The organism is Pseudomonas fluorescens, assembly GCF_003732425.1.
Lineage (GTDB): Bacteria > Pseudomonadota > Gammaproteobacteria > Pseudomonadales > Pseudomonadaceae > Aquipseudomonas > Aquipseudomonas fluorescens_BE.
Genome location: NZ_MOBX01000003.1, coordinates 435,361 through 459,972, shown reverse-complemented (window position 1 = coordinate 459,972; position 24,612 = coordinate 435,361). Strand labels below are relative to the sequence as shown.

Below are 24,612 nucleotides of genomic sequence, written 5' to 3'. Positions count from 1 at the left end.
GCACCTGCCTTGTTTCAGCCCATTCGGGTCACGGTCAGCGCCACCACCGCGATGCGGTCGACCCGTTGATAGCCGGGGTTGAGCAGTTCTTCGCCGAAGACATCCGGATCGAGTTCGCGGTATGTCCAGGCGAAGCGCTTTTCATCCAGGCGTGGCAGCACGGTGTCGAGGAACGGGTCGCGACCGTCGACCATCGCCACACCGGTATAGAGCAGCAGAGAACCGCCGGGGGCCAGTCGATTCAGCGCCTGCTCGACGATGCGCAGCGACAGCCCTGCGCCCAGCGTCCCGCCACCGTGGCGATAGGCGCGTTCCGCCGGATCGGCCATGTACGGCGGGTTGGCGACGATCAGATCGAACTCGCCGTCGACGCCCTGCAAAAGATCACTGGCGCGCACTTCGACATTGGCAACTTCCGCCAGCGCCGCGTTGATCGCGGTCAGGCGCAGCGCCGCAGGGTTAATGTCCAGCGCCAGCACCTCTGCCTCGCGACGGGCGCGGCCGATCAGAATCGCACCGACGCCAGCGCCACAGCCGATGTCCACCGCGCGATGGATCGGCGCGAAGTTCTGCTGCAGGTGGGCGTGGATCAGTTGCGCAAAACGGTAGGTGTCGGGGCCGAAAAACACCGCGTCAGCGGCCTCGGTGGGAAATGCCGAATGCACGAACAGCAAATCATCCAGGCTCGACCAGCGCACGCGACTCTTCAACTGACCTTCGTAGGCATCGATGACCTGCGCGTCTTGCAGTTGCCGCTGCTCATCGGCCGACAACAACCCCGGCGCGAACGGACGCGACCAGCCGAAGACATCGCGCAAGGTGTCGGCCATCTGGCCCTCATCACGCTGATTGACCCGTTGATGGGTCAACGGCGTCGGGGTGACGAACCGATATCCGTCTGCCAACAAGCGCCGGCCGAGGTGCAGCAACACGAGGTCGTTGGGGCAGAGTTGTTCTTCCTGATTCATCGGCAAAGTCCTTAAGGCAAGCGGGATTTGAGTTCGATAAAACGCCGGGTGGCGAGCAGCCCGGCCGGGTGTGCATGGCGGGCCGGGGCGAGCCAGGGGATCAGAATCGCCATTTGCGCCAAGGCATCCTGACCTTGCAACGCGGCGTTGAGTGCCAGTACGTCGGGATCCTGTTCAAGCCCTTCGATGGGTGCTGCGGTCTGACTATGGCGCCGAACGGGTCTGGGTTTATCCGATGACGTCCAGTCGCCGGCAATCCAGTCGTGCACCAGTTGTTTTTCGTAGGCATTGAACACGCCGAACATCGCCGCACCGTCACCCGCGATCAGTTGCCAAAAACGGCTGGCCTGCGGGTCTTCGTGGCGTTTGATCCAGCCTTTGTTCTGCAATGCCTGGAGAAATCCGGGCAATTGCTCCGGCGCAGCCAGCCACTGATTGACGGTCTGCCCTTCGAAACGGCAGTAATCGGAGTGCATGTGTTGAGCGAATGGACACTTGCGCTCAAGCATCGCCAGCAATTCATGCTCAAGGTCGAAACCTTCGATGATTGTGCGGCTGCCCTGCCCCAGATCGTTGAGCCGATAGCCGAGCGCTACCCGGCGCAGAAATTCGGCGCGATCGGCCTCGAGCGGTAGCAGATCAAGCGCCGCCTGCACGGCTTTTTGCGCATGGCCGGTGCTGGCGTTGTCGATGGTCACGTGCAGGGTGAAATAGTACGGATCGATCCCGAGTTCACTGAGTTCGTAGCTGCTGATCAACAGGTGCAACGGCAGTTGTTCATAGCCGAGGTTATAGCCGATCACCTCGGGCAGATAATCAGCACCACAGACGCCGAGGGCCAGTTGTATTGCGCCCTGCAAGTAGCGCTCATCAGCGATCGCGCTGCTGTCCTGCAAGTCGTGTTCGGCGAGCAATTTACGGTAGATCACCACGTGGTTCTGCGCCGGATTGCCATCGCCCAGCTCTTCCAGAAAGGTTTGCAGCAGGCCTTGGAAACGCGGGTCCTGCCAGCGTGGCAACAGACCATGGAGCCAGGCGCCGTCGACCAGTTTGGTCGGCGCCACCGCTTGCAGGAAATACAGCGCCTGCGCCTTGCCACGGAAGAATTGCCGAGGCCCACCGGCCTTGCGTTGCTGCAGGTAGTCGGCGTATTGCCGGGCGACATCGGCGCAATGTTCGGCCACCCAGGCGTGCCACGTCGCGGGATCTTCGGGCAGAGCATCGGAGAGTTGCGCGGCATGTAGCAGTTGCTCCTGCAAAAACGCCTGCGCAAGGTCCTGGCAATCGTCATCGCGCAACAGCGCTTCATAGATCTGCCGGATATTCCCGGCGGCATTCATAAGATGCGGTTGGGCAGGCGCAGCTTGCAGGTGTGTCAGGACAGTCATGGCAAAATTCTCGGTCGGTAGGCAGGACGTTGTTCCACACGCCTCTACAGCAGCAGAGAGGCGGCGCCTGCGAAAAATTCAATCGACGTGAAAATTGCCCGGACGGACGGCCACCTGCGCCGTCTTCGCATACACCTCAATCCCCTGTAGGAGCTGCCGAAGGCTGCGATCTTTTGATTTTGATTTTAGAAAACAAGATCAAAAGATCGCAGCCTTCGGCAGCTCCTACAGGGTTACATCCTGCAATGGGTTTGACCGGCGTGAGAGCGAGGGCTGGCTAGAGTTCGAGAATGATATTTTTTGGAGGGCAAAGGAATGCCTGTTGCTGCAAAGGCGTGTGGATTGCGTAAGGGACGTTATAGCGAGGCTGGACGTATTTATTTGCTCACTGCCGTCGTTTATGAACGTCAGTCGGTGTTTTCGGATTGGCGTTTGGGAAGACTGCTGGTTGAGCAAATGCGTGCAGCCAATGACGAGGGAATGGTTCAGTCACTGGCGTGGGTTGTGATGCCCGATCATCTGCATTGGCTGATTGAATTGAAACACTGTTCGTTGGCAGCGCTCATGTGCCGCGTCAAATCGCGCAGTTGTCGCTCGATCAATCTCAAGCGCGGCAGTCAGGGAGGGATATGGCAGCGCGGTTATTACGACCGGGCGTTGCGTCGCGACGAAGATCTAAAAGCGGCTGCCCGATACATCGTCATGAACCCGTTGCGCGCCGGTTTGGTTGGGCGTGTGGGGGACTACCCGTTGTGGGATGCAATTTGGCTATGAAGATCAAAAGATCGCAGCCTTCGGCAGCTCCTACACGGAATGATGGACACCCTGTAGGAGCTGCCGAAGGCTGCGATCTTTTGATTCTGCTTTCAGGCCTGACCCTTGGCCTGCTGTTCCAGGTGCACCTGCAACTGCGGGTCGATATTCAACGCGGCTGCCAGCTCGTCCAGATAGGCGCGTTCGGCGTCCTGCTGGTCGTCCACCAGCATCACGCTGGCCAGGTACATTTCGGCGGCGACAGCCGGGTCACCGTTTGACGCTTGCGCCACTTCGTCAGGGTCCAGCGGCTTGGCGACTTCAGCGTCAAGCCATTGCTGTAATTGCGGATCATCGGTGTGTTTGCCGATTTCGCTGCTGATCAGGTGTTTTTCGGATTCATCGATACGACCATCAGCCTTGGCCGCCGCAATCAACGCGCGTAGCACCGCGTGGCTGTGTTCTTCTATTTCCGGGCCGGCAAGAAGGTTAGCGGTTTGCGGCGCTTGCTGCGGTGCCGCACTCGCCTGGTTGCGTTGCCAGGCCTGATACGCCTGGAACGCCATCATGCCCAGCGAGGCCAGCGCCGCGTAGTTGGTGCCTCCCGAACGGTTTTGCGTGGCGCCACCGCCGCCCAGCGCCCCACCCAAGGCGCCGCCCAGACCACCAGCGCCGCCGAGCAAACCACCGAGCAAGCCACCTAATCCGCCCAGCCCCCCGGCTGCAGAGCCGCCGCGTGTGCCGATGGAATCCGCGCCACCGAGCAGTCCACCCAGCAAGCCGCCTAAACCACCCGAACCATCGCCGGCAGACGCTGAAGATTGTTGCCCCGCCGAGGCCTGGCCTCGCAGCAGTTGTTCGAGCAAATCGCTGGTGTTCATCACGTCATCCTCAAGCATTGGCAGTAACTGCGTCTGGCAACGATAGACCCGTGTAGCCACAGCGCCAGCACCGTTTGGCTGACGCTCGACGCCCTGGCGGATTTCACCCGCGTATTTTTTCGCCGGCCAGCTAAGATTGATCAGTGGTGAACCTTATCCCGGCCAGACCGGTCGATAGCTGCAACCCCGACCCGGTTTGCCGGCGCCCTGCTCGCCAAGGGTGATACCCGGCTTGCTTCACTTTCTGGAGAACGCCCCTGTGATATCAACCGTACACATCGCCAGGCTCAAAGCATGGGGCGCCCATGGTTTTACCGCGACTGGCGTGGTCACCGCCTTCCTGGCCACTCTCGCCCTGTTGGAAAACCAGCCGACCCATTGCCTGATGTGGCTGGGCGTGGCGCTGATTGTCGACGGCCTCGACGGCGCGCTGGCGCGTAAGGTCAATGTGCAATCGGTGCTGCCGAGCTTCGACGGTTCGATCCTTGATCTGGTGATCGATTACCTGACGTATGTGTTCATTCCGGCACTGTTCATCTATCGCTACATTCCGTTGCCCGATTACACCCTGCTGCTGACCGTGTCGCTGATTCTGGTGTCGTCGCTGTTCTGCTTCTGCAACGTCAACATGAAGAGCAAAGACAACTACTTTGTCGGGTTTCCGGCGGCGTGGAATGTGGTCGCACTGTGCCTGTACATCATCGGACCGGGGCCGTGGATCACTTTCCTGACGGTGATCGGCCTGGCGCTGCTGACGGTGACGCGAATGAAGTTCCTGCACCCGTTCCGCGTACGCCGGTTCATGCCGATCAACATTGCGGTGACGGCCATCTGGCTCCTGTGCAGTTTGTCGCTGGTACTCAACCACCCGGTGATCAACCCGTTGGTGATGGGCTTGTGGTTGCTGATGTCGGCGTACTTTCTGGGGATCTGCATCTGGCGCACGGCGCTGGAGTGGTTTGATCGGCCGCAGGTGAAATAAGTCTTCCGCACTCAGTACATTTCCCTTGTGGGAGCGAGCCTGCTCGCGAAAGCGCTGTGTCATTCAACAAAGATGTTGTCTGACACTCCGTCTTCGCGAGCAGGCTCGCTCCCACAGGGATCTCCATCGCTATGAAAGTCGGGGTGACTCAACGTTTAGTAATCACCACCTCCAGATACTCACTCGGCACCACCAGCGACCCTTCTCCCGCCCGATTCAACCGATTGAGCAGATCCGCCAGATCACTTTCCAGCGCCTGCCCGCTCTCCGGCGGCAACGCGGCGAAGGCCTTGTGCACCGGCCCATACCAATGGCGAAAGATGTCGATGAAATGCGCCGCCGAGCGATAGCGAAAATTGAAATCGCGCCGCGTCACGCGCAACAGAAAATCGCGGTCATCGAAATGTTTGTGCAGCCAGGCATCGGAGCCCCAATTCGAGGGGGGCTGGGCACCGGCAGGCGGCGGCAGATGACGGCCGAGCGTCTTGAACATCTGGCCAACAAAACCTTCCGGGGTCCAGTTGGCCAGACCAATCCGCCCGCCACGACGACAAACCCGGCCCAGTTCGGCAGCGGCCTTGTCCTGATCCGGCGCGAACATCACGCCAAAGGTCGACAGCACCGCGTCGTAACTCTCATCGGCGAACGGCAGGGCCTCGGCATCGGCCACTTGAAATATCACATCGAGATGTTCCGCCCGGGCGCGATCCTGGCCGCGTTCCAACAACGCCGCGACATAATCGGTCGACGTGACCCGGCACCCGCGTCGCGCCGCGGCCAGCGTCGCATTACCGTTGCCGGCGGCGACATCCAGCACCTCCTCGTCGCAACGCAGGTCACAGGCTTCGGCGAGGTTTTCGCCGACGATTTGCAACGTCGTGCCGATCACGGCGTAGTCGCCACTGGCCCAAGCGACTTTCTGGCGCTCCTTCAGGGCAGTCAGATCAATCGGGGTACTCATAAACGTGAGCTCCGCTACTGGTTGAACCCGTGATCATTCGGCGGTCGTCGGATCAATAACCGTCATCACCCGCGCCACACTGTTGGCCGGAAACCCACCAAGCCTGGCGTGTTCGCGGATCTGCTCTTCGTCAGGTGCGATGTACACACAATAGATTTTGTCGGCGGTGACATAGCTCTGCAGCCACTGCACTTGCGGCCCGAGTTCGCGCAACACCTGACAGGACGTTTGCGACACGGTTTTGAGTTCTGCTTCAGACAGCTTCCCGGCTCCTGGAATCTCGCGTTCAATCACGAATTTCGGCATGGCAACCTCGCGTTATTGTTATGTGGCAGGGCCGGCAGTGACCCTGCTCACGCACTATCGCGCTGCTGCCGGTTGGCGTCCCTGCCGATCGTCCGGCAACCCTTGAAAACAGGGGGGTTGCCGATGAGTGGTGGAATTCTGTAAAGCATCTGGAACACCTTCAGGATTGCCAACGTTCGGGGATTGGTTTCTGATGCACGCTCGCTTCTGGAACGGACTCGACAGATGTCATTGCAAATCGATTGGCTCGCGCATCACATGCACTACAGCGACCGCTATGCCCAATGGATTCACCAACAATTCCCCTACGAATATGTCAACCAACCGTTGGCCGAATGGCAGCGCGAGTTCGCCGAAGGCCAAAGCAATGGCGACTGGTCCTGCCTGATCGCCATGGACGGTGAACATCTGGTCGGCGGCGCGGCGCTGGCACGCGATGACCTCGCCCTGCGCCCTGATCTTGGTCCTTGGCTGGCATGCGTGTTCGTCAGCCCAGAAGCACGCGGGCAAGGGCTGGCAGAACGCTTGATTGCCGGGATTTGTCAGGAGGCGAAAGAGTGCGGGTTTGCGCGTTTGTACCTGCATACGCAGAGCAAGCAGGACTACTACGCCAAGCGCGGCTGGCAAGTCCTGGAGCGTTTTCGCGCCTGGGACAACGAGCAATGGCTCATGGTCCGCGACCTCTGAGCCATTGGTGTTGTTGATCAGGCCGCCGGCGCCTTCGCCTCCTCCAGCAACTGCTGGATCATCTGCTCCTGCGCTTCGTAGCGACCTTCGCCGAAGTGGCTGTAACGCACCTGCCCCTTGGCATCGATCAGGTAATGCGCGGGCCAGTACTGGTTGTCGAAGTTGCGCCAGATCGCGTAGTTGTTGTCGATGGCCACCGGGTAGGTGATGCCGAGTTTTTTCACCTGATCCCGGACGTTGTCGATGATCCGCTCGTAACCGTATTCCGGGGTGTGCACGCCGATCACCACGAGGCCATCCTTTTCATATTTCTTCGCCCAGTCTTTGACGTACGGCAGGGTGTGCTGGCAGTTGATGCAGTCGTAAGTCCAGAAGTCCACCAGCACGACTTTGCCGCGCAGGGCTTCAGCGTTCAGTTCGGGAGAGTTCAACCACTGCACGGCGCCGGCCAGTGACGGCATCGCCCCTTTGCCCTGCTCCATCGGCGAGTCCGCGCGGACTTTGCTGATGAAGTAGTCGACCACTTTCGGCACGTTTTCCAACACGCTTTTTTCGACGCTGGCGACGCCTTCAGAGGAGGTGTTCGCCAGCAAGGTTTTATCGAAGCCAGTGGCGATCACCGCCGCCGTCGCCAGTACCGCAACCCCGGCACCGCGACGCAACCAGCCAGTGAACGGAATCGACGGTTTCAAGCGATTGACCAAGCCGCGCCCGGCAAAGATCAGTGTGCCCAGCGACAACGCACTGCCGGCGCCATAGGCCAGCAGCAACAGGCTGGTCTGCGCATTGGCGCCTTGCAGCATGGCCCCGGTAAGGATCACACCAAGAATCGGCCCGGCGCACGGTGCCCATAGCAGGCCCGTGGCCACGCCGAGCATGATCGAACCCATTGGCCCGGCCTTTTTCCGGGTATCCGGGTCGAGGCGGTTGCCGAGCATCACCAAGGGGCGCGTCAGCCAGTCGCCGATGCGCGCCGAGATCAGTGACAAGGCGAATACGCTCATTACGATCAGTGCGACGTAACGACCACTGTTGCTGGCCTGGATCACCCATTCGCTGCTGACCACGGCGAGGCTGGAGATCAGCGCGAAGGTCAGGGCCATGCCGCCGAGCGTCAGCAGAATCGCCGCGCGACTGCGTTGAGCGCCGGCAAACAGAAACGGCACCACCGGCAGGATGCAGGGGCTGAGCACGGTCAGCAGACCGCCAAGAAATGCGATTAGATACATGATGATCACCCGGAATAATGTGAACCCAGACCTCTGTGGCGAGGGAGCTTGCTCCCGCTCGGCTGCGCAGCAGCCGCAGAACCATCCAACGCGCTTTCACTGATCAATCGTGAAAGCCGGTTTGGGGCAGCTTCGCTGCCCGGCGGGAGCAAGCTCCCTCGCCACAGAATGCTTTGCATAACCAGACTCAAGCGCTCTGGCTGTCCAGCCAATGGCTCTGCGGCGTACGACTGGCGCCGTTCTCGGCAAACATCTGGCCCTGTGGCGTGCGGCTGGAGCCGTCCGCCGCAATCAGGCCATCGCTGTCCTGCTTGGCCACCGGGGTCAGTTGAAAGCAGCTGCCGCTGTGGCAGCTATGCTGTTCAACCGCAGCGTTGGCATGGGCGGCGACGCCGGTCAGGGAGAAAGCGATGGCAGTCAAAAAGCGCGATACGTTGTTCATCGGTATTTCCTTCTATTAAGAGTGATGACTCAGTTGTCGTTGTTGCAGCCGTCGGCAAATTTGCTGTAATCGAGTACGCGGGTCTGGCCGGCCGAATCGAGGTAGGTCATGCGCGCCTCGACGATGCCGCAGGACACCGAGTTGTCCTGCTTCAGCGAGATCACTTTCTGAATATCCAGGTGGGTGCCGTAGGTGTAGGTTTGCGGGGTGACGGCGGCTTCGGCCCGGGCCGACAGCGTGCAGATGTTCAGGGCGGCAAACAGGCAGGCGGCAATTACGGATTTGTTGTTCATGGCGTTTTCCTCAAGGCTTCAGTGGGTTTGAGCCGAGGCGATCTGTGTGGGCCTCGATGGAGCCTATTTGAAGCGTGCGAGGTATCGCGTCTGTGTCAGGAACTGGCGCGTTTCACTCGCTGTGTATCCCTGCCATCGGGGGATACACAGCGATACAAAACCCTGAGAAATTCGCGATTTTGCGTTCCCGTGTATCCGCCGCCACGGCAGATACACTGCAATACAAAGGCAGGCAGGCGAGCCATTGAAGGCTCTATAGACTGCACGGCAGTCCCTTTTGATAGAGGTTTGCACCGATGGATCATGTCGATCACATTCTCATCGTCGACGACGACCGCGAGATCCGTGAACTGGTGGGCAACTACCTGAAGAAAAACGGCCTGCGCACCACGGTGGTCGCCGATGGCCGGCAGATGCGCAATTTTCTCGAGGCCAACACCGTCGACCTGATCGTGCTCGACATCATGATGCCCGGCGACGACGGCCTGCAGTTGTGCCGCGAATTACGGGTGGGCAAACACAAGGCCACTCCGGTGCTGATGCTGACCGCGCGCAACGATGAAACCGACCGCATCATCGGCCTGGAAATGGGCGCCGACGATTACCTGACCAAACCGTTCGCCGCCCGCGAATTGCTCGCGCGGATCAACGCCGTGCTGCGCCGCACGCGGATGCTGCCACCGAATCTGGTGGTCACCGAGGCCGGTCGCTTGCTGGCTTTCGGTCGTTGGCAACTGGACACCTCGGCCCGTCACCTGTTGGACAAAGACGGCACCATGGTCGCCCTCAGTGGCGCCGAGTATCGATTGCTGCGGGTCTTTCTCGATCATCCGCAACGGGTGCTCAGCCGCGACCAACTGCTCAACCTGACCCAGGGCCGCGACGCCGATCTGTTTGACCGCTCGATCGATTTGCTGGTCAGCCGCTTGCGTCAGCGCCTGCTGGATGACGCGCGCGAGCCGGCCTACATCAAGACCGTGCGCAGCGAAGGTTATGTGTTCTCGCTGCCGGTCGAGATTCTCGGTGCCCCGGCATGAGCGTCAATCTGCACTGGCCGCGCACCCTCGCCTCGCGCCTGTCGCTGATTTTCCTGATCGGCCTGCTGCTCGCCCAGGCGCTGTCGTTCGGTGCGCAGTATTACGAGCGTTACCAAAGCGCCAAGAACACCATGCTCGGCAATCTGGAAACCGACGTGTCAACCTCGATTGCGATCCTCGATCGCCTGCCCGCGCAAGAGCGTCCCGACTGGCTCGAGCGTCTGGCGCGAAAAAATTATCGCTACCTGTTGAGCGCAGGCGAACCGGGCACGCCGATCGAGGCCGGTGATGTGCCGGTGGCGGTCACCTCGATCACCGAAGCCATCGGTGAACGCTATCCGCTGACCTTCACCGATATTCCCGGGCCGAAGAAACACTTTCAGGGCCATCTGCGCCTGAGCGACGGCAGCCCGGTGACCATCGACGTGCGCCCCGCGATGGTCCCGCTGTCACCCTGGTTGCCGGCGGTCTTGCTCGGCCAACTGGTGTTGATGATCGCCTGCACCTGGCTGGCCGTGCGTATCGCGATCCGTCCGCTGACCCGGCTGGCCAACGCTGTGGAAACCCTCGACCCCAACGCCCACCCGATCAACCTCGACGAAAGCGGCCCGAACGAAGTGGTCTACGCGGCGCGGGCGTTCAACGCGATGCAGGCGCGCATCGCCGCTTACCTCAAAGAACGCATGCAACTGCTAGCGGCGATTTCCCATGACCTGCAAACGCCGATCACGCGGATGAAACTGCGCGCCGAACTCATGGACGATTGCGCCGAGAAAGACAAACTGTGGAACGACCTCAGCGAGATGGAACACCTGGTGCGCGAAGGCGTGGCCTATGCGCGCAGCATCCATGGCTCGACCGAGGAAAGCCGCCGCACCAACATGGATTCCTTCCTCGAAAGCCTGGTGTTCGACTATCAGGACATGGGCAAGCAGGTACAACTGGTCGGCAAGAGTGCGGCGGTCATCGACACCCGTCCTCATGCGTTGCGCCGGGTGCTGGTGAACCTGACCGATAACGCACTGAAATTCGCCGGTGCTGCCGAAGTGTGGGTCGAAGCCAACAAGGGCAGCCTGGCGATCACGGTCATGGATCGCGGCCCGGGCATCGCCGATGCCGAACTGGCCCAGGTGCTGCAACCGTTCTATCGCGTGGAAAACTCGCGTAATCGCGACACCGGTGGCACCGGGCTAGGGTTGGCCATCGCCCAGCAACTGGCCATGGCCTTGGGTGGCTCGCTGACCTTGAGTAATCGCGAGGGTGGCGGGTTGTGTGCGGAGCTGAAACTGCCGCTCAATGCTTAACGCTACACAACCCTGTAGCAGTGAGCCTGCTCGCGATGGCGTCTTTTCAGTCAATGCGGGTTGACTCGAAGGACGCCATCGCGAGCAGGCTCACTCCTACAATAGATTGCTACACATTCACGCTATGCCGATCACGCTGTCCTCATGCATCTGCAGCAACAACATCAAGCCGTTATCCATGAACGAACTGCTGGCGGGCTGCCCGGCCTCCAGCGCCAGCCCCTGCAACTGCTGACGCCCGGTCAACGGCGCACACTCGGTGATGCGCTGTAACAGGCGCCAGGCCAGCGGGCTCAGTTCGGAAAACTTCACACGCCAATCCGCCGCACGTCGCACCAGCAAAAGGGTCGGTTGCGCCGGTGGCTGGGCAGGCTGATTGTCTGGATCAAGTTCATGCACCGGCCACACATACGCCAATGGCCAGGCCAGCGCCGAGATCTGCAACGGACGCTCCAGCAACAGCGCCGGATCCGTCCACGGCAGCGCTTGGCCATCAGATTGCTGCAAGATCATCTCGACCCATTCGTAATGCGCCAGCTCCAGTAAAAACGCCGGCCACTCACCTTCGCGCAACACTTGCGGCGGAGAAGCGAGATAGTCGAGAAACGTTTGGGCAATCTCGCCGAACTTCGGGGTTTGCGCCCGCCAGTCGCGCAGGAAACCTCGCACCAGCAAGCCCCAGCGCTGTGCTCCAATGATGCGGATCGATACCGGAAACGTGCCGCTCAACAGTTGCGAGACGTTGTTGAACACCAGATCGCGATAGACATTGACCCGCGCCGCGTTCATGTCGGCCGGTGGCGATTGATATTCGGGATCACGCAAATACCGGGTCAGCGCCTGTTGTTGCAGCCTCAGGTTATCCACGATGGCGGCCTCCTGCTTGCAAGTGGCGAATGGTCTGCAACTCGGCAACCAGTCCGGAAAATGCCGGAAAATTGAAATCCCGCTCAAGCAACGTTGGCTGCACGCCAAACCGCGTATAGGCCTCGGCCAACAGTGCCCACACCAGCGGTTTTACCGAAGCGCCATGGGTATCGATTTTCAGCGTATCGGACTCATCGAAATGCCCCGCCACATGCATGCCGACCACGCGACCCGGCTCGATACCGGCGAGAAACGTTTGCGGGTCGAAACCGTGGTTGATCGCGTTGACGTAGACATTGTTGACGTCCAGCAGCAGATCGCAATCGGCCTCGCGCAACACGGCATTGGTGAAGGTCACCTCGTCCATGTCCTGACGCGGTGCGGCGTAGTAGGAGACGTTTTCCACCGCCAGCCGCCGGCCGAGAATGTCTTGAGCCTGACGGATTCGCGCGGCGACGTGGTGAACCGCCTCTTCGGTGAACGGCAACGGCAGCAAGTCATACAGATGCCCGTCATCGCTGCAATAACTCAGGTGCTCGCTGTAGAGCGGCACGTTGTAATGGTCGAGAAAACCCCGGACTTCCTGCAAGAACCCGACATCCAGCGGTGCCGGGCCGCCGAGTGACAACGACAAGCCGTGACAGGACAACGGATAGCGTTCAGCCAGTTCCCGCAACGCCGCGCCATGTACGCCGCCGACGCCGATCCAGTTTTCCGGGGCGACTTCGAGAAAGTCGAAAGCGCCGGGGTTGGCAGCTTGCAGGTCTTTCAGCAGACCACGGCGCAGGCCGAGGCCGACGCTGGGTGGCAGTGATTGGGGCGGCGTAAGCATGGGGGTGTACCTCGCAGTGGGTTTGCCACATTTGAGCCGCCGGCTGTATCGCCGCTGTGTGCAACTGACCGGACATTTGCGGCCCTGTGTATCCCCCGATGACGGCGATACACAGTGATACACGCCGAAAAACCTGTGGGAGCGAACCTGCTCGCGAAGGCTGCCGAACAGTCGAACACGATGTTGACTGTGCCGGCCTCTTCGCGAGCAGGCTCGCTCCCACCGAGGTTTTCGTTGTTCACAAATACAGCGTCAGTCCCGCACCGGGGCTAGACTCCTTTATTACCCAGTCGAGGGGGCCGCAGGACGTCAGCCGTGCCCTGCCCAACTCCGTGACCACCGCCCGGTGGCGCACGCCTCGACCCTCGACGCCGCCGGACCGTGATCCTGTTTCAGGAGCACACATGATGAATGAGGCGAAGCTCAACGAATTCATGGGCAAACTGGTCAACGACATGGGCGGCGCGGCGATGCTGGCCAATGTCATCGTCGGCGAAGAACTCGGTCTGTACCGGGCAATGGCCGACAGTCAGCCGATCAGTGCCGATGCTCTCGCGGAAAAAACCACCTGCAACCCGCGCCTGGTGCGCGAATGGCTCAGTGCGCACGCGGCGTCCGGCTACATGGAGCACCACGACGGTCAGTTCCGGTTACCCGAAGAACAAGCGCTGGCCTTGGCCGTTGAAGATTCCCCCGTGTACGTCGCCGGTGGTCTCGGAGTGGTGGCATCGTTTTTCCACGACAAAGACAAACTGGTCAAAGCCATGCGCGGCAACGGTGCCCTGCCCTGGGGCGATCACCACCCGTGCATGTTCACCGGCACCGAGCGCTTCTTCCGGCCCGGCTACAAAGGTCACCTGATCGCCGAATGGCTGCCGGCGCTGGATGGTGTGGTGGCGAAACTAGAGAAAGGCGCCAAAGTCGCCGACATCGGCTGCGGTCATGGTGCCTCGACCGTGATCATGGCCCAGGCGTTTCCCAACTCGCGTTTCGTCGGCTACGACTATCACGCGCCCTCGGTCACCGTCGCCACCGAGCGCGCCGAGGAAGGTGGCGTCAGCAGCCGGGCGAAGTTTTTCCAGGGTTCGGCGAAAAGCTACCCCGGCGATGACTACGACCTGATCTGCTATTTCGACTGCCTGCATGACATGGGCGATCCGGTCGGTGCCGCGCGCCACGCCTATGACTCGCTGAAAGACGATGGCACGGTGTTGCTGGTCGAACCGTTCGCCAACGACACACTGGACGACAACATCAACCCGGTCGGGCGGCTGTTCTATGCGGCCTCGACGTTTATCTGCACACCGAATTCGCTGTCGCAGGAAGTCGGCCTGGGCCTGGGTGCGCAGGCGGGGGAAATGCGTCTGCGTAAAGTATTTACCGAAGCCGGGTTCAAGCAGTTCCGCCGGGCCACGCAAACGCCGTTCAACCTGATTCTGGAGGCGCGCAAGTAACCCGCGCGGGTCGCGTGCTAACCTGCTGGCACTGCCCACTTCGGAGCGCTGACCATGCTCGACAGCCCGACCCGCGAACACCTCGATACCTTGCAGGAAGCGATGGCTGATGGCGATTTCATTGTGCTGACCGGGGCCGGTATCAGCACGCCGTCGGGCATTCCGGATTACCGCGACAGCGACGGAGTACGCCGAGGCCGACAACCGATGATGTACCAGGAATTCCTCGCCGCCCCTGAATCACGCCGCCGCTATTGGGCGCGGGCCATGCTCGGCTGGCCGAGGGTACGTCAGGCGCAACCGAATGCAGCGCACGAAGCATTGGCCGGTCTGCAGCGCCATGGGCTGATCCATGACCTGATCACCCAGAACGTCGACACCCTGCACGATCAGGCCGGCAGTCACGATGTCATCGAATTGCACGGCAGCCTGCATCGCGTTGTCTGTCTGGACTGCGGCCAGCGCAGCGAGCGCGATTCGATTCAACAATTGATGGAGATGCACAACCCGTATCTGGCCGGGGTCGATGCGGTACAGGCGCCGGATGGTGACACCCTGCTTGATCCGGCCTTCGAAGCGCGTTTTCAGGTGCCGCACTGCCCGCATTGCGCCGGTGAACGGATGAAACCGGACGTGGTGTTTTTCGGCGAGAACGTCGCGCAGCCCACGGCGGCGCGGGCGATGGCGGCAGCAGAAAACGCGGCGGGGATGTTGGTGGTGGGTTCGTCGTTGATGGCGTATTCGGCGTTTCGCCTGTGCCGGGTGATTGCCGATCGCGGGAAGCCGTTGATCGCGATCAATCTGGGCAAGACCCGGGCGGATGAGTTGCTGGATTTGAAAATTGAAGCGTCGTGTGAACAGCTTTTGCCCTTGCTGACTCAACGCCTCACCCCCTGAACGCCCCTATCCCTTGTGGGAGCGAGCCTGCTCGCGAAGGCGGTCTGCCTGCACCAACAAGGTCGTTTGGCAGAACGCTTTCGCGAGCAGGCTCGCTCCCACAGGGGAATTGGGTTGGGTCAGGGCGACAGGCGTTGGCTCAGGTTTTCCTGCTGGAGAATATCGAACAACGCCTGCGCCGCCGCCGACAGTTCATTGCCCGGCTCCGTCAGCACGCCGATGGCCCGCTCCACCGAGTCATTCAGGGTCAGGCAATGGGCGCCCAGCTCGTGCATTTGCTCGGCGCACAGCGCTGGCACGGCACTGACGCCCAGACCGCTGGCGACCATCCGCCCGACCGTCGCCAATTGATGGCTTTCAAACTCCACCGGCAACTTCATGCCCCGCGCCTGCAGGTGCTCTTCGAGCATCACCCGCACCGTCGATGGCCGCTGCAAGGTGATGAACGGCTCCTGCAACAACGTCTGCCAGTCGATTTCGCCGCGCTGCGCCAGCGGCGAATCCTTTGACACCACCGCGACAAAGCGATCCATGTACAACGGCGTAAACGTCATCGAAGTGTTTTGCATCGGCTCGAATGCCACGCCCAGTTCGACTTGGCGATCACGGACCATTTCCAGCACTTGCTCGTTGATCACGTCGTTGACCGTGACGTTGACGTTCGGATAGCGCGCGCGAAAGGTCTTGAGGATCGGCGGTAGCAGGTTGCCGGCAAACGACGGCATCGCCGCCAGCGTCACCCGCCCGCGCTGCAAGCTGAAGCGTTGGCGCATTTCGTCTTCGGCGTTATCCCAGTCGGCAATCAAGCGCCGGGCCAGCGGCAACAAGGATTCACCTTCGGCAGTCAGCGCGACGTTGCGTGTGTTGCGGCTAAACAGGCGCCCGCCGAGGCCCTCCTCCAGCGCTTTGATGGTCAGGCTCAAGGCTGATTGCGACAGGTGCAGGCGCTCGCAGGCCACGGCGAAACTCAGACTCTGGGCCACGGCGAGAAAGGCGCGGATCTGTTTGATGGTCATACTCAAGCCTCTGAACATGAAACTCGGTCAGGTAGGAGCTGCCGAAGGCTGCGATCTTTTGATGCTGATTTTATAAGATCAAAAGATCACAGCCTTCGGCAGCTCCTACAGGGGGACGGATGCCTTTGTTGAGTTTTATCTATCAATCAACCTTAAAAATCAACTTAACAAATATATTCTTCAGCGCGACACTCCAACCATTCGGCTAGCCAGCCGCCCGCAAATAATAAAAGAGGTGCATATGGCAGGTTTCGACAAGCGCGTGAGTTCCTACGAGGAAGCCCTGGCCGGGCTTGAGGACGGCATGACCGTCATCGCCGGCGGCTTCGGTCTGTGCGGCATTCCGGAAAACCTGATCGCCGAGATCAAGCGCAAAGGCACCCGCGACCTCACCGTCGTCTCCAACAACTGCGGCGTCGACGGTTTCGGCCTCGGCGTGCTGCTTACCGATCGTCAGATCAGCAAAGTCATCGCCTCCTATGTCGGCGAAAACAAGCTGTTCGAAGAGCAACTGCTCAAGGGCGACATCGAAGTCATCCTGACCCCACAAGGCACCCTCGCCGAGAAAATGCGCGCAGGCGGCGCCGGCATTCCCGCCTTCTTCACCGCCACCGGCGTCGGCACACCGGTCGCCGAAGGCAAGGAAGTACGCGAGTTCAAAGGTCGCAAGTACCTGATGGAAGAATCCATCACCGGCGACTTCGCCATCGTCAAAGGCTGGAAAGCCGACCACTTCGGTAACGTCATCTACCGTCACACCGCGCAGAACTTCAACCCGCTGGCGGCCACCGCCGGCAAGATCACCGTGGTTGAAGTCGAAGAAATCGTCGAACCCGGTGAACTCGACCCCTCGCAGATCCACACCCCGGGCATCTACGTCGATCGGGTCATTTGCGGCACGTTCGAAAAACGCATCGAACAGCGCACCATCCGCAAATAATTCAGGCTGACGGAGAATAAAAACATGGCTCTTACCCGCGAACAAATGGCTCAGCGCGTGGCCCGCGAAATGCAGGACGGCTTTTATGTGAACCTCGGCATCGGCATTCCGACCCTGGTCGCCAACTACATTCCCGACGGCATGGAAGTCATGCTGCAATCGGAAAACGGCCTGCTCGGCATGGGCCCGTTCCCGACGGAAGACACCATCGATGCCGACATGATCAACGCCGGCAAACAAACGGTGACCGCGCGCATCGGCGCGTCGATCTTCAACTCCGCCGAATCCTTCGCGATGATCCGTGGTGGTCATGTCGACCTGACCGTGCTCGGCGCGTTCGAAGTGGACGTCGAAGGCAACATCGCCTCGTGGATGATCCCCGGCAAACTGGTCAAGGGCATGGGCGGCGCGATGGATCTGGTGGCGGGCGCCGACAACATCATCGTGATCATGACCCACGCGTCCAAGGACGGTGAGTCCAAACTGCTCTCCAAATGCAGCCTGCCGTTGACCGGCGCCGGTTGCATCAAGCGTGTGCTGACCGACCTCGCCTATCTGGAAATCGAAAATGGCGCTTTTGTCCTCAAGGAACGCGCACCTGGCGTCAGCGTCGAGGAAATCGTCGCCAAAACCGCTGGTAAACTGATCGTCCCGGATCACGTACCGGAAATGCAGTTCGCTGCCCAGTGAGGAATTCGAAAATGCAAGACGTCGTAATTGTTGCCGCCACGCGTACCGCGATCGGCAGTTTCCAGGGTTCCCTGGCCAGCGTGACCGCGGTGGATCTGGGTGCGGCGGTGATCCGCCAGTTGCTTCAGCAGAGCGGCCTGGACGGTGCGCAGGTCGATGAAGTGATCATGGGCCAGGTGTTGACCGCCGGCGCCGGCCAGAACCCGGCGCGTCAGGCCGCCATCAAAGCTGGCCTGCCCCACGCCGTGCCGGCGATGACCCTGAACAAGGTCTGCGGCTCGGGCCTCAAAGCCCTGCATCTGGGCGCGCAGGCGATCCGTTGCGGCGACGCTGACGTGATCATCGCCGGCGGCCAGGAAAACATGAGCCTGTCCAACTACGTTATGCCGGGCGCACGCACCGGCCTGCGCATGGGCCACGCGCAAATCGTCGACACCATGATCAGCGATGGCCTGTGGGATGCGTTCAACGATTACCACATGGGCATCACCGCCGAAAATCTGGTCGACAAATACGAGATCAGCCGTGAGCAGCAAGATGCTTTCGCCGCCGCTTCTCAGCAGAAAGCCGCCGCCGCGATTGAGGCCGGTCGCTTTGTCGATGAGATCACGCCGATCCTGATCCCGCAGCGCAAAGGCGATCCGGTAGCGTTCAAGGTCGACGAACAGCCACGCGGTGACACCACCGCCGAATCCCTGGCAAAACTGCGTCCTGCCTTCAAAAAGGACGGCAGCGTCACCGCTGGCAATGCTTCGTCGCTGAACGACGGCGCCGCCGCCGTGATTCTGATGAGCGCAGAAAAAGCCAAATCCCTCGGCCTGCCCGTACTGGCGAAAATCGCTGCCTACGCCAACGCCGGTGTTGATCCGGCGATCATGGGCATCGGCCCGGTGTCGGCGACCCGCCGTTGCCTCGACAAGGCTGGCTGGAACATCGGCCAGCTCGACCTGATCGAAGCCAACGAAGCGTTCGCCGCACAATCCTTGGCGGTGGCCAAGGATCTGCAATGGGATATGGACAAGGTCAACGTCAACGGCGGCGCCATCGCGTTGGGCCACCCGATCGGTGCATCGGGGTGCCGCGTGCTGGTGACCCTGCTGCATGAAATGATCAAGCGTGATGCGAAAAAGGGTCTGGCGACCCTGTGCATCGGCGGCGGTCAGGGTGTGGCGCTGGCGCTGGAACGCGTTTAAAACAAGGGTTCAACGGAGAGCGGCGGATCCACGACATCCGCTGTTTTCTGGCAACAAAAACCCGGTGCGACTTGCGTTGCACCGGGTGTTTTTTTGCCTGTTTAAAATGTGCGTTGAATGTTCCGACCCCTTCGCGAGCAGGCTCGCTCCCACATTTTGAAATGCAGTCCCCCTGTGGGAGCGAGCCTGCTCGCGAAGGGGCCAGCCCAGCCAGCGAAAATCTAAGGCTTGCGCAACAAATACGTATCCATGATCCACCCATGCTCCGCCCGCGCAGCCTTACGCACGCGCTCGATCTCATCGGCAACATCTGCAAGCCTGCCACTGATCAAAATCTCGTCCGGCGTGCCCAGATAGGCGCCCCAATAAATCTGAGTCTGCTGATCGACCACCCGCTGATACGAATCCTCGGCATCGAGCATCACCACCAGACTGTCCGCATCACTCACCTGCCCCGCCGCCAAACGCCGACCGGTGGTGATTTCGATGGAGCGACCGATGCTGTTCAACGGCACCTTGTGCTGCGCTGCCAACGCCTGAACGCTGGTGATCCCCGGGATCACCTCAAACTCGAAGGCACACGCGCCCGAGGCCAGAATCGCCTGAAGGATGCGCACGGTGCTGTCGTACAACGCCGGGTCGCCCCACACCAGGAAACCGCCGCACTGGCCGTCAGACAATTGCTCATTGATCAGTCGCTCGAAGGTCTGCTGCTTGGCGCGGTTCAGTTCATCGACACTGGCGGTGTAGTCGACATCGCCGCGTTCGCGCTCCGGGCTGTGGGCTTCGACGAAGCGATAGTCAGGGTCGTCGATGTAGCGCTCACAAATCTCGCGGCGCAAATCGATCAGCTTGTCCTTGCTCTGGCCTTTATCCATCAGAAAGAACACGTCGACCCGATTCAGCGCCTTCACCGCCTGCATTGTGATGTAGTCGGGATTGCCGGCACCGATGCCGATCACCAGCAGTTGTTTCATCACCAAGCTCCTTTAAGACACAGGCGCCAGCGCCCGGTGAAGCGCAGTTCGAGCAGCGACAACGGTTCGACATCAATGTCATGAAACGCCGAACCGCGCATCACGTGGGTCAGCGCGGCGCGGATGACAAACGGATGCGTCACCGCCACCACATATCCCGGTGTACCTTGCAGGCTGGCCAGCCAAATCGCCACGCGCTCACACAATTGCGCCACCGACTCACCGCCATGGGGAGCGGCATGGGGATCTTCCAGCCAACTTTGCAGCGCGGCGTCTTCCGAGGCTTGCAGGGCTTTGATCGACAGGCCGTGCCAGCGTCCCCAGTCACAATCGCGCAGCGCCTCATCAATCTGTGCATCCGCACCGAACCACGCCGCTGTCTGGCGCGTGCGCAACTCCGGCGCGCAAATCAATCGCCTCGCAGCGGCGAACCGCTCGGCCAATGCACCCGACGCCAGCTCGCTATTTTCAACAGGCTCATTCGTAGGAAAACACGCCAGTTTCTGTGCGACGGTTCGCGCGTGGCATATCAATGTCAAACGAATGGTCTGCACAGGGATCACTCCGGTGGGCCTGCATGAAAATCAACGGCGCCAGGCCGTTCTTTCGGCAATTGTGCCGTAAACCGAGGACTTCAGGGCTGCTGGATGGCCTCGGCAAGCGCGGACAAAAGCGGAAATACGGCAATCTCTGACACTAACGAGGGCGATGGACTACAAGCCTTGTCGAACTCCGTGTAGCCCTTGTTAAACGGGCATCTCGCCCTTTTTGGGGGCCTTTTCAACACACTGAAAAATTCACTAGACATGTAACATCAGTTACATAAATACTGTTTTAACGGATTATGAAGCGAATTCAACACCCTCATCCAGCAGGAGCCCGGATGCCCCCTCTCAGAGACCTGATCACCGATCCCGGCCTGGATCTTACGCCGTCGGAGCGCAAAGTCGTTCGCGCCTTGCTTGATCAGTACCCACGCAACGGTCTGGGGCCGATGGCGCGCCTGGCCGAACATGCCGGCGTCAGCGATCCGACCATTGTGCGGCTGGTGAAAAAACTCGGTTTCGGCGGTTATGCCGAATTCCAGGACGCCCTGCTCAGTGACATGGACCACCGCCTGCGCTCGCCGCGCACGCTGTTGCAACCGCGCGCCCATCAGCACAAGGACGACGCCTGGAGCCACTATCTGTGCGACAGCCATCGCCTGCTGGTCGAAACCCAATCGCTGACCCAACCCGAAGACGTGCGCATTCTCACCGACTGGCTGCTCGACGCCCGGCATCAGGTGTACTGCTTTGGCGGGCGCTTCAGCAGTCTGATGGCCACTTACCTGCTCAATCACCTGCGTCTGTTGCGCCCCGGTTGCTTCGCTTTGGAAGACAACGCGCAATTGCCTGATCGCCTGTTCGATCTGCAGCGTCAGGATGTTGTGCTGTTGTTCGACTATCGCCGCTACCAGACCCAGGCCTTGCGGGTCGCCAGCGCGGCAAAAAACAACAACGCACGCGTGGTGCTGTTTACCGATATCTATGCCTCGCCGCTGCGCGAGCTGGCCGACCTGATCATCAGCGCCCCGGTGGAGTCGGCCTCGCCGTTCGACACCATGGTCCCGGCGCTGGCGCAGGTCGAAGCATTGATCGCCTGCCTGACCTTGCGCACCGAAAACCTCGCCGATCGCCTGGAAGGCATCGATGCCCTGCGCAATGACTTCAACACCCACCTGCTGGAGGATAAATAAGGATGTTCAGCCTTCCCCACCGCTCGCCGCGGGACCTGCCGTTTGTTACCGATCACACCGCACTGTTGCTGGTGGACATGCAGCGTGCCTGGCTCGAACCGCAGTTCGACGCGCACCTCAACGGGCCTGACGCCGAGTATTTCCTGACCCGTGCACACATGCAGGTGGTGCCCAACCAACGTCGTTTGCTCAGCGCTTTTCGCGAGGCGCGGCAAAACGTGCTGCACACCATTATCGAAAGCCTCACCGCGGATGGTCGCGACCGCTCGCTCGACCACAAACTCTCGGACATGCACCTGCCCAAAGGCAGCGCGCAGGCGCGGATCATTGAAGACCTGAGCCCTGTAGAAAACGAAATCGTCCTGCCGAAGACTTCGTCCGGAGTGTTCAACTCGACCAACATCGATTACGTGCTGCGCAACCTCGGAACCCGTCACTTGATCATCGCCGGCATCGTCACCGACCAGTGCGTGGACATGGCCGTGCGCGATGCCGCCGATCGCGGCTATCTGGTCACCCTGGTCGAAGATGCCTGCGCCACCTACAGCGCCGAACGCCATCACGCCTGTCTGAATGCGATCAAAGGTTACTGCTGGATCACCGACACCGACACCGTGCTCGCCCGCCTGCAAGAGATGCAGCCATGAGCGCCCGCCTGACACCGCTGCCGATGACCACGCTGGTCACCACCGACCTGATCGGCATCACCCGGGGCCGCTCGTTTCCCACCGATGAGCTTGAGCATTATCAGGCTGCTGGTTGCGGCTGGGTGCCGGCCAACAGCGCGTTGACGCCGCAGGACATCATTGCTTCGACCAATCCGTGGGGCGCGTATGGCGACCTGCGGCTGATTCCCGATCTGGGCAGCCGCGTCACTGTCGGCAACGGCCCGGACGCCGACGCACCAGCGCTTGATTACATCCACGGCGATATCCGCGAAACCGATGGCCGCCCGTGGGGCGCCTGCCCGCGCACGCTACTGCGTGATGAAATCGAGCGTTATCGCGATGAACTGGGTTTGCAGGTTAACGCCGCGTTCGAACACGAATTCAACCTGCACGCCGGTTTCGCCGAGCATCTGGCGTTTTCCCTCGAAGCCCAGCGTCAGGGTGCCGAGTTCGGCGGCTGGCTGCTCAGCGCCCTGCGCGCCGGCGGTGTCGAGCCGGAAATGTTTCTGCCGGAATACGGCAAGCACCAATACGAAATCACCTGCCGCCCGACGCTCGGCGTGGCGGCGGCCGATCGCGCCGTCAACGTGCGTGAGATCAGCCGCGAGATCGCCCGGCAAATGGGTGTGGATCTGAGCTTTGCACCGAAAACCGCCGCCGACGCGGTGTGCAACGGCGTGCATCTACACGTCAGCCTGCTCGATCTGGCCGGCCAGCCGATGCTTTACGACGCTGGCACCAGCAACGGTCTGTCGAGCCTCGGCCAGCACTGGGCGGCGGGGATCCTGCATTACTTGCCGGCACTCTGCGCGTTCACCGCGCCGACGCCAGTGTCGTACGAGCGCTTGCAACCGCATCACTGGAGCGCGTCCTACGCCTGTCTGGGCCAGCAGAACCGCGAGGCGGCGCTGCGCATCTGCCCGACCGTGACCCTCGGCGGCAAATCCGTGGCCAACCAGTTCAACCTCGAATTCCGCGCCATGGACGCCACCGCCTCGCCGCATCTGGCCATGGCCGCGTTGCTGATCGCCGGAAGGCTGGGGATCGAACAGCGCCTGGCGCTGAACGCGATCACCGATGAGATTCCCGATTCACTCAACGACGAGCAACGCAAGGCCCGGGGCATCGTCGCCCTGCCCGCCTCGCTGGCCCAGGCCCTGGATTGCCTGCGCAACAGTGGCACCTTCACCGAATGGCTGCCCAAGCCGCTGCTCGACACCTACTACGCCCTTAAAACCGAGGAACTGGCGCTGACGGAACAGCTCTCGCCCGCTGACTTGTGTGAGCACTATGCACGCCTGTACTGAACCCACCGAGCTGGGGTTGTACACCCGACCGGCCTACAACTTGAGCCGCGCCGACTCGACGCACCCGTTGATTCTGGTGTGCGAACACGCCAGCCGCTACATCCCCGAAGCCCTGAACAATCTGGGCCTGGACGAGGCCGCTGCTGCTGAACACATCGCCTGGGACATAGGGGCGCTGCAATTGGCTGAACAGCTATCGGAAAGGCTCGGCGCAACGCTGTTGAGCGCCAATTACTCGCGCCTGCTGATCGATCTGAACCGGCCACGCCACGCCCCGGACAGCATTCCGGCGCAGAGCGAAATCTATCAGGTGCCGGGCAACCGCGAGCTGGACGAAGCCACCCGCGAGTACCGCCGGCAGACCTTGTTCAAGCCGTTTCACGCGCGCTTGCAAACGTTGATCGACGAGCGTGTGGCACAGGGCCAAACGGTGCGCGTAGTGGGGATTCACAGTTTCACCCCGGTGTATTACGGCCAGCCGCGGCCGCTGGAAGCCGGCGTGTTGTTCGGTCAGGCCAAGGCCTACGCGCAACGCCTGCTCGACGGCCTCGGCGAGCATCCGCTGAAAGTGGCCGGCAATCAGCCATACAGAATAGATCCGCTGGGTGACATGACCGTGCCGGTGCACGGCGATGCCCGTGGCCTCGACTCGGTGCTGATCGAGGTGCGCAACGACTTGCTGCGCAGCCCCGAAGCCGTATCGCGCTGGGCCGGATACCTCGCGCCATTGCTGTAATGAAAGACTGCTAACGCTGTAAACGATGGACCGATAACAACTAAAACGACCGACTGGCTGACAAGG

At 60.9% G+C, this 24,612-nt stretch carries 27 protein-coding genes; 14 read left to right on the top strand and 13 right to left on the bottom strand.

Going from position 1 to position 24,612, the window contains the following annotated elements; all coding sequences use genetic code 11:
* Nucleotides 1-14: 14 nt before the first annotated feature.
* Together BK670_RS04865 and BK670_RS04860 are read right to left on the bottom strand one after the other, a co-directional pair.
* Entirely contained in the window at nucleotides 15-968 is a 954-nt protein-coding gene (locus BK670_RS04865) for a methyltransferase (protein WP_123448834.1), read from the bottom strand.
* Between the two features lie 11 nt (nucleotides 969-979).
* A complete protein-coding gene (locus BK670_RS04860) occupies nucleotides 980-2,356 on the bottom strand; it encodes an iron-containing redox enzyme family protein (protein ID WP_123448833.1) in 1,377 nt (458 codons plus the stop codon).
* A 315-nt stretch (nucleotides 2,357-2,671) separates the two neighbouring features.
* Between BK670_RS04860 and BK670_RS04850 the strand changes: the two genes are divergently transcribed.
* Entirely contained in the window at nucleotides 2,672-3,130 is a 459-nt protein-coding gene (locus tag BK670_RS04850; protein ID WP_123448832.1) for an REP-associated tyrosine transposase, read from the top strand.
* A gap of 92 nt (nucleotides 3,131-3,222) precedes the next feature.
* On the opposite strand, the gene BK670_RS04845 is transcribed toward BK670_RS04850, so the two are convergent.
* Nucleotides 3,223-3,990 (bottom strand): tellurite resistance TerB family protein, encoded by a 768-nt coding sequence (locus BK670_RS04845; RefSeq protein WP_123448831.1) that lies wholly within the window; start codon nucleotides 3,988-3,990, stop codon nucleotides 3,223-3,225.
* Between the two features lie 259 nt (nucleotides 3,991-4,249).
* Between BK670_RS04845 and pcsA the strand changes: the two genes are divergently transcribed.
* Nucleotides 4,250-4,972, top strand: a complete 723-nt coding sequence (gene pcsA, locus BK670_RS04840; protein WP_007919592.1) for a phosphatidylcholine synthase — start codon at nucleotides 4,250-4,252, stop codon at nucleotides 4,970-4,972.
* A 148-nt stretch (nucleotides 4,973-5,120) separates the two neighbouring features.
* Here the strand turns inward: pcsA and BK670_RS04830 are convergent, their stop codons facing one another.
* Nucleotides 5,121-5,933 (bottom strand): class I SAM-dependent methyltransferase, encoded by an 813-nt coding sequence (locus tag BK670_RS04830; protein ID WP_123448830.1) that lies wholly within the window; start codon nucleotides 5,931-5,933, stop codon nucleotides 5,121-5,123.
* A 33-nt stretch (nucleotides 5,934-5,966) separates the two neighbouring features.
* On the bottom strand, nucleotides 5,967-6,239 hold the full coding sequence (locus tag BK670_RS04825) for a DUF4242 domain-containing protein (RefSeq protein WP_123448829.1): 273 nt from the start codon (nucleotides 6,237-6,239) through the stop codon (nucleotides 5,967-5,969).
* Between the two features lie 225 nt (nucleotides 6,240-6,464).
* Here BK670_RS04825 and BK670_RS04820 point away from each other — a divergent pair, with 225 nt between their 5' ends.
* A complete protein-coding gene (locus BK670_RS04820; RefSeq protein ID WP_123448828.1) occupies nucleotides 6,465-6,926 on the top strand; it encodes a GNAT family N-acetyltransferase in 462 nt (153 codons plus the stop codon).
* Nucleotides 6,927-6,943: 17 nt separating this feature from the next.
* On the opposite strand, the gene BK670_RS04815 is transcribed toward BK670_RS04820, so the two are convergent.
* The 3 genes from BK670_RS04815 to BK670_RS04805 all read right to left on the bottom strand — a co-directional run bounded on the left by BK670_RS04815 (nucleotide 6,944) and on the right by BK670_RS04805 (nucleotide 8,890).
* Nucleotides 6,944-8,155 (bottom strand): cytochrome c biogenesis protein DipZ, encoded by a 1,212-nt coding sequence (locus tag BK670_RS04815; RefSeq protein WP_123449191.1) that lies wholly within the window; start codon nucleotides 8,153-8,155, stop codon nucleotides 6,944-6,946.
* A gap of 187 nt (nucleotides 8,156-8,342) precedes the next feature.
* On the bottom strand, nucleotides 8,343-8,597 hold the full coding sequence (locus BK670_RS04810; protein ID WP_123448827.1) for a hypothetical protein: 255 nt from the start codon (nucleotides 8,595-8,597) through the stop codon (nucleotides 8,343-8,345).
* A gap of 29 nt (nucleotides 8,598-8,626) precedes the next feature.
* Nucleotides 8,627-8,890, bottom strand: a complete 264-nt coding sequence (locus BK670_RS04805) for a DUF2790 domain-containing protein (RefSeq protein ID WP_123448826.1) — start codon at nucleotides 8,888-8,890, stop codon at nucleotides 8,627-8,629.
* Nucleotides 8,891-9,186: 296 nt separating this feature from the next.
* Between BK670_RS04805 and BK670_RS04800 the strand changes: the two genes are divergently transcribed.
* On the top strand, nucleotides 9,187-9,927 hold the full coding sequence (locus BK670_RS04800; protein ID WP_016983266.1) for a response regulator: 741 nt from the start codon (nucleotides 9,187-9,189) through the stop codon (nucleotides 9,925-9,927).
* Entirely contained in the window at nucleotides 9,924-11,231 is a 1,308-nt protein-coding gene (locus BK670_RS04795; protein WP_123448825.1) for a sensor histidine kinase, read from the top strand. Before BK670_RS04800 ends, BK670_RS04795 begins: the two co-directional genes overlap by 4 nt.
* A 117-nt stretch (nucleotides 11,232-11,348) precedes the next feature.
* Here the strand turns inward: BK670_RS04795 and BK670_RS04790 are convergent, their stop codons facing one another.
* Together BK670_RS04790 and BK670_RS04785 are read right to left on the bottom strand one after the other, a co-directional pair.
* Nucleotides 11,349-12,098 (bottom strand): HvfC family RiPP maturation protein, encoded by a 750-nt coding sequence (locus tag BK670_RS04790; protein ID WP_123448824.1) that lies wholly within the window; start codon nucleotides 12,096-12,098, stop codon nucleotides 11,349-11,351.
* Nucleotides 12,091-12,930, bottom strand: coding sequence for an HvfB family MNIO-type RiPP peptide maturase (locus BK670_RS04785; RefSeq protein ID WP_123448823.1), 840 nt, complete (start codon nucleotides 12,928-12,930; stop codon nucleotides 12,091-12,093). The genes BK670_RS04790 and BK670_RS04785 overlap by 8 nt, the downstream gene beginning before the upstream one ends.
* A gap of 407 nt (nucleotides 12,931-13,337) precedes the next feature.
* On the opposite strand from BK670_RS04785, the gene BK670_RS04775 reads away from it, so the two are divergent.
* Nucleotides 13,338-14,384, top strand: a complete 1,047-nt coding sequence (locus BK670_RS04775; RefSeq protein ID WP_123449190.1) for a class I SAM-dependent methyltransferase — start codon at nucleotides 13,338-13,340, stop codon at nucleotides 14,382-14,384.
* Between the two features lie 54 nt (nucleotides 14,385-14,438).
* Nucleotides 14,439-15,281, top strand: coding sequence for an NAD-dependent protein deacetylase (locus BK670_RS04770; protein ID WP_123448822.1), 843 nt, complete (start codon nucleotides 14,439-14,441; stop codon nucleotides 15,279-15,281).
* A 119-nt stretch (nucleotides 15,282-15,400) separates the two neighbouring features.
* Here BK670_RS04770 and BK670_RS04765 read toward each other — a convergent pair whose 3' ends face one another.
* The gene (locus BK670_RS04765) at nucleotides 15,401-16,297 is read right to left on the bottom strand and encodes a LysR family transcriptional regulator (RefSeq protein WP_123448821.1); all 897 of its coding nucleotides are present in this window, start codon (nucleotides 16,295-16,297) and stop codon (nucleotides 15,401-15,403) included.
* Between the two features lie 241 nt (nucleotides 16,298-16,538).
* On the opposite strand from BK670_RS04765, the gene BK670_RS04760 reads away from it, so the two are divergent.
* Genes BK670_RS04760 through BK670_RS04750 form a run of 3 tightly spaced genes read left to right on the top strand, consistent with a single transcriptional unit; the run spans nucleotide 16,539 to nucleotide 19,120 of the window.
* On the top strand, nucleotides 16,539-17,237 hold the full coding sequence (locus BK670_RS04760; RefSeq protein WP_016983257.1) for a CoA transferase subunit A: 699 nt from the start codon (nucleotides 16,539-16,541) through the stop codon (nucleotides 17,235-17,237).
* A 24-nt stretch (nucleotides 17,238-17,261) separates the two neighbouring features.
* Nucleotides 17,262-17,927, top strand: coding sequence for a CoA transferase subunit B (locus tag BK670_RS04755; RefSeq protein WP_116031285.1), 666 nt, complete (start codon nucleotides 17,262-17,264; stop codon nucleotides 17,925-17,927).
* An 11-nt stretch (nucleotides 17,928-17,938) separates the two neighbouring features.
* On the top strand, nucleotides 17,939-19,120 hold the full coding sequence (locus BK670_RS04750; protein WP_123448820.1) for an acetyl-CoA C-acetyltransferase: 1,182 nt from the start codon (nucleotides 17,939-17,941) through the stop codon (nucleotides 19,118-19,120).
* Nucleotides 19,121-19,341: 221 nt separating this feature from the next.
* Here the strand turns inward: BK670_RS04750 and cobF are convergent, their stop codons facing one another.
* Together cobF and BK670_RS04740 are read right to left on the bottom strand one after the other, a co-directional pair.
* A complete protein-coding gene (gene cobF / locus BK670_RS04745) occupies nucleotides 19,342-20,097 on the bottom strand; it encodes a precorrin-6A synthase (deacetylating) (protein ID WP_123448819.1) in 756 nt (251 codons plus the stop codon).
* A complete protein-coding gene (locus tag BK670_RS04740; protein ID WP_123448818.1) occupies nucleotides 20,097-20,651 on the bottom strand; it encodes a histidine phosphatase family protein in 555 nt (184 codons plus the stop codon). Before BK670_RS04740 ends, cobF begins: the two co-directional genes overlap by 1 nt.
* 329 nt (nucleotides 20,652-20,980) lie before the next feature.
* Between BK670_RS04740 and BK670_RS04735 the strand changes: the two genes are divergently transcribed.
* The 4 genes from BK670_RS04735 to BK670_RS04720 are packed head-to-tail and all read left to right on the top strand — an operon-like array spanning nucleotide 20,981 to nucleotide 24,546.
* Nucleotides 20,981-21,835: a MurR/RpiR family transcriptional regulator gene (locus BK670_RS04735; RefSeq protein WP_123448817.1), complete on the top strand. Its 855-nt coding sequence runs from the start codon at nucleotides 20,981-20,983 to the stop codon at nucleotides 21,833-21,835.
* 2 nt (nucleotides 21,836-21,837) lie between these two features.
* On the top strand, nucleotides 21,838-22,482 hold the full coding sequence (locus BK670_RS04730) for a cysteine hydrolase family protein (protein ID WP_093439026.1): 645 nt from the start codon (nucleotides 21,838-21,840) through the stop codon (nucleotides 22,480-22,482).
* Entirely contained in the window at nucleotides 22,479-23,810 is a 1,332-nt protein-coding gene (locus BK670_RS04725; RefSeq protein WP_123448816.1) for a type I glutamate--ammonia ligase, read from the top strand. The genes BK670_RS04730 and BK670_RS04725 overlap by 4 nt, the downstream gene beginning before the upstream one ends.
* The gene (locus BK670_RS04720; protein ID WP_123448815.1) at nucleotides 23,794-24,546 is read left to right on the top strand and encodes an N-formylglutamate amidohydrolase; all 753 of its coding nucleotides are present in this window, start codon (nucleotides 23,794-23,796) and stop codon (nucleotides 24,544-24,546) included. The genes BK670_RS04725 and BK670_RS04720 overlap by 17 nt, the downstream gene beginning before the upstream one ends.
* Nucleotides 24,547-24,612: the final 66 nt, after the last annotated feature.